This window comes from Synechocystis sp. LEGE 06083, from assembly GCF_015207725.1.
Classification (GTDB): domain Bacteria; phylum Cyanobacteriota; class Cyanobacteriia; order Cyanobacteriales; family Microcystaceae; genus Synechocystis; species Synechocystis salina.
The window spans coordinates 1-4,123 of sequence record NZ_JADEWJ010000311.1; the positions used below are offsets into that span (position 1 = coordinate 1).

Consider the following 4,123-nt stretch of genomic DNA (forward strand, 5'->3'; position numbering starts at 1 on the left):
AGTTCACTATACGTGTCTACACATTGTACTGTCTTTTTCGCTTCTCTTACCTTCGTCATACTCCCTCCAAGCTTTCCAGCCTTTTATCTCCATTCTAATTCACCCATTTTGATGAAAGAGGGATAGTAAACAAAAGTGCCTTAATTTTATTTAAATCTATCACAACCATTGCAACTCCTATTTCAAAGGCCACCAGTTAACCTTTTCCCGGGTGGCACTATACACTTCCTTCAGTCCTTCCGGGGCCAGAATTTGAATGAGATCCTCCTTTTCCCCCTTGGGAATGGTGATCAAATGGTGTTTTTGCATGCCCTTCAGCACCTGTTCCACTGTTCTTTGATTCAGTTGACAAGCCCTGGCAATGACGTCAATTGGTAAATCAAAAATGTAATTACCCTGGCGATCGGGTTGGTTGCCCAATTCCCGTTCTTGATAAATCAACGCCCGCAATAAACTCGCCACCGCTTGAGGGGGATAGGTGCTGCAATTGAGTAGATGATATTCAAATTTTTGTTGCAATTCAAATAAAAATCGATAGCGTTCCCGAAAAATTTCGCTATTTTCATAAATTTGCTGAACAGTAGCGAGGGGAATTTTAATGACGTGGGTAGTTTTATAAACCTCGACGGAACAGGGAAAAGATTTACTGGCTAAACCATAGCTAAAGGGCAAACTACGCCAACCAAAGCAACTGCCGGCATAGTTAATGGCAATGATGCGGTCTAGGGGAGTACTACGGGTAATTACGACACCATCATCCAACATCACATAAAGACTATCCAGGGTTTGATCGGGCAGAAATGCGGTGTAAATGGGGCGATTTGAGAATAGTTTTTCAATTTTAAGTTCTGCTGAAGCAAGATAATCCGCTACTGATGGGAGGTCCATGCCCCGAAAAAGATAGCTTTCTTGCACTAATCGTTCCGGCAGGGCAGGGGATAAGGCAGGCGATCGTTTAGCCATAGAACTCAGAGATAACTTCCAGTGCCCCAGTTCACGGTCGGGCAAATCCCACTTCAATCATGACACAGACCGAATCCCGGCAGAACGGAGAATTCACACCGATAACAACACGCTGACGATACAAGCGAAATATTTTTATGCACACTCTGAAAATAAATTGCAAAACATTTCAAATTCAAGTATGATTTATCAAAGTTACACACAGGTCACAATTTCAAGGAGTTAACGATGGCTCGATCTGCTTTTGGCTGGGGATTTTCGGCGATCGCCGTTTTGATGATGGGCAGTATCACCGCTTGCAATAACACCGCCACCACCGAGCCCGGGTCAGGGGAAAATGCCAGTCAAGCTCCAGCGAATTTGACCTTGGTGAGCTACGCCGTCACCAGGGATGCCTTTGAAAAAATCATTCCTAAATTCACAGAAGAGTGGAAAACCAAAACCGGACAAGATGTCACTTTTGAGCAAAGCTATGGCGGTTCCGGCAGTCAGACTAGAGCCGTGGTGGATGGACTAGAAGCGGATATCGTTGCCCTGGCCCTCAGTTCCGACGTGCAAAAAATTGAAAGTGCCGGGCTAATTCAACCCGGTTGGGAAGAGGAAGCCCCCAATGGCTCCATTGTCACTAACTCCGTCATCGCCTTTGTAACTAGGGAGTCGGACAACATCAAAGTGGAAAAATGGTCTGACTTGGCTAAACCAGAAGTTAAAGTGATCACCGCCAACCCCAAAACTTCCGGGGGCGCCCGCTGGAATTTTCTCGGCCTTTGGGGTTCAGTAACCAAAACTGGGGGCACAGAGGAGCAAGCTTTTGACTTTGCCAGCAAGGTTTTGGCTAATGCGCCGGTTTTGCCCAAGGATGCCCGGGAATCGACGGATGTTTTCTATAAACAGGGTCAAGGCAATGTTTTGCTCAACTACGAAAATGAAGTGCTGTTAGCCAAACAAAAAGGGGAAAATCAGCCCTACATTATTCCCCAGGATTTCAATGTTTCCATTAGTGGACCGGTGGCCGTTGTTGATAGCACCGTGGATAAAAAAGGAACCAGGGAAGTGGCCGACGCCTTTGTGCAATATTTATTTACCCCAGAAGCGCAACAGATTTTTGCCGAAACAGGCTTCCGCCCCGTTAATCAAGAAGTCCTAACTAAGTTTGCCAGTCAATTTCCCCAAGTGAAAAACCTAGCCACCATTGAGGATTTTGGGGGTTGGAAAAAAGCCCAAGCCGAATTTTTTGATGAAGGTGGTGTCTTTGACCAAGTGATCACTAAAATCGGCAAGCAATAGAAATTCAACAACTCCGATTAAGAATTCTAATTAAGCTTAGGTAATCTATGAAATCACCAACTTTCTCTTCCCCCAGCGTCAATGGCTCAGATCGCCTTACAGAGATAACTCTTTACCTCACTATTCCTGAAAGCTATCGTCAAGAACCGCTTATTACTCAACTGGTAAGTCGTTATCAACTACAGGTAAATATTCTAGCGGCAACTTTGGGCACTAACGGTGGTCAGGGGCAATTTAAATTAACCTTAATTGGTCAGAGTGAAGCAATTAATGATGCCTTAACTTACCTAGAAGAATTGCAAGTCAGCACAGTTTTAGACCAGGATCTCGACGGTTGGTAACATGACAACAAATTTGAATATGTCTTCCCTAGCCATACGTTTAGCTAAGTTTAATTTTTGGCAATACATTTCCCTGCCCTGGGTAGTTACCATCACCTATCTTTTACTAATTCTATGGTTACCCATTGCCGCTTTGCTGGCCAAATCAGCTTCCTTAGGCTTAGAAGGATTTTGGCAAATTGCCACCACTCCCATCGCCGTTTCCACGTATAACGTTACCTTCCTCACGGCCTTAGCAGCGGGGATGATCAACGGTGTGATGGGAACGTTGGTTGCCTGGGTGTTAGTGCGTTACCAATTCCCTGGCAAAAAAATTGTCGATGCTATGGTGGATTTACCCTTTGCTCTGCCCACTTCCGTGGCCGGTTTAGTATTGGCCACTTTATACAGTCAAACGGGCTGGGTTGGTCAATTTTTTGCTCCCTTTGGTATTAAAATTGCCTTCAGTCGCCTGGGGGTATTTGTGGCAATGGTTTTTATTTCCTTACCCTTTATTGTCCGCACCTTACAACCGGTTTTGGAAGAAATGGAAGAGGAAGCAGAAGAAGCGGCTTGGTCTTTGGGGGCAACGGAATTTCAAACCTTTTGGCGAGTTATTTTTCCCCCTTTAATTCCCCCCATTCTAACTGGAGTGGCTTTGGGTTTTTCCCGGGCAGTAGGGGAGTATGGTTCAGTGGTTTTAATTGCGTCCAATATTCCCTTTCAGGATTTGATTGCCCCGGTGTTAGTTTTTGAGCGGCTCGAACAATATGATTATCCTGCTGCGACGGTAATTGGTGCAGTGCTTTTATTTGTTTCACTGATATTATTGCTGATTATTAATTTGCTACAACAATGGGGACGCCGCTATGCCAACGATTAAATTACCCCGAACATTTAGGGTTAAACATCTACTCATTGCCCTGGCTTTATTTTACTTAGTTTTAGTTTTACTGTTGCCGGCGATCGCCGTTTTTTACGAAGCTTTTCATAAGGGGGTGGGGCCATTTATAGAAGCCCTGGGGAACCACAATTTTCAGTCTGCCCTGCAACTGACCGTTGTGATGGCCCTAATTTCCGTCCCGTTGAATACGGTATTTGGTCTTTGTGCCGCCTGGGTTTTGGCCCGCAATCAATTCCCCGGTCGGGCCCTATTTCTAAGCATTTTAGATTTACCTTTCTCCATTTCCCCCGTGGTGGCCGGCTTGATGATTGTTCTGCTCTACGGCAAAAATGGCTGGATTGGTAGCTGGTTCGCCGCTCTCGATGTGCAAATACTGTTTGCTGTCCCTGGCATGGCGATCGCCACTATTTTTGTGACCTTACCCTTTGTGGCCAGGGAAGTGATTCCCGTACTGGAAGAATTGGGGCCGGAACAGGAAGAGGCCGCCCGCACCTTGGGGGCGAAGGATTGGCAAATTTTCTGGCGAGTGACGTTGCCCAATATCCGTTGGGGCTTACTCTATGGAGTTCTATTAACCAATGCCAGGGCCATGGGGGAATTTGGTGCGGTGGCGGTGGTTTCCGGCAGTATTTTAGGTAAAACCACTACA

Annotated in this window: 5 protein-coding genes; 4 read left to right on the forward strand and 1 reads right to left on the reverse strand. The window is 45.8% G+C overall.

Annotated elements, in window-relative coordinates:
• Positions 1–177: 177 nt before the first annotated feature.
• Positions 178–963, reverse strand: a complete 786-nt coding sequence (locus IQ219_RS17450) for a Crp/Fnr family transcriptional regulator (protein WP_194073457.1) — start codon at positions 961–963, stop codon at positions 178–180.
• 228 nt (positions 964–1,191) lie between these two features.
• Between IQ219_RS17450 and IQ219_RS17455 the strand changes: the two genes are divergently transcribed.
• The 4 genes from IQ219_RS17455 to cysW form a co-directional block, all read left to right on the forward strand.
• A complete protein-coding gene (locus IQ219_RS17455) occupies positions 1,192–2,250 on the forward strand; it encodes a sulfate ABC transporter substrate-binding protein (protein WP_194073453.1) in 1,059 nt (352 codons plus the stop codon).
• 47 nt (positions 2,251–2,297) lie between these two features.
• Entirely contained in the window at positions 2,298–2,591 is a 294-nt protein-coding gene (locus IQ219_RS17460; RefSeq protein ID WP_194073454.1) for an NIL domain-containing protein, read from the forward strand.
• 1 nt (position 2,592) lies between these two features.
• Positions 2,593–3,453 (forward strand): sulfate ABC transporter permease subunit CysT, encoded by an 861-nt coding sequence (gene cysT, locus IQ219_RS17465; RefSeq protein ID WP_194073455.1) that lies wholly within the window; start codon positions 2,593–2,595, stop codon positions 3,451–3,453.
• Positions 3,440–4,123, forward strand: a 684-nt coding sequence (gene cysW, locus IQ219_RS17470) for a sulfate ABC transporter permease subunit CysW (protein ID WP_194073456.1), incomplete at its 3' end; no start/stop codon positions are given. The genes cysT and cysW, both read left to right, overlap by 14 nt.

Excerpts from the sequence above, each read along its gene's own strand:
- IQ219_RS17450 (WP_194073457.1), bottom strand. The coding sequence starts at position 963 with ATGGCTAAACGATCGCCTGCCTTATCCCCTGCCCTGCCGGAACGATTA.
- IQ219_RS17455 (WP_194073453.1), top strand. The coding sequence starts at position 1,192 with ATGGCTCGATCTGCTTTTGGCTGGGGATTTTCGGCGATCGCCGTTTTG.
- IQ219_RS17460 (WP_194073454.1), top strand. The coding sequence starts at position 2,298 with ATGAAATCACCAACTTTCTCTTCCCCCAGCGTCAATGGCTCAGATCGC.
- cysT (WP_194073455.1), top strand. The coding sequence starts at position 2,593 with ATGACAACAAATTTGAATATGTCTTCCCTAGCCATACGTTTAGCTAAG.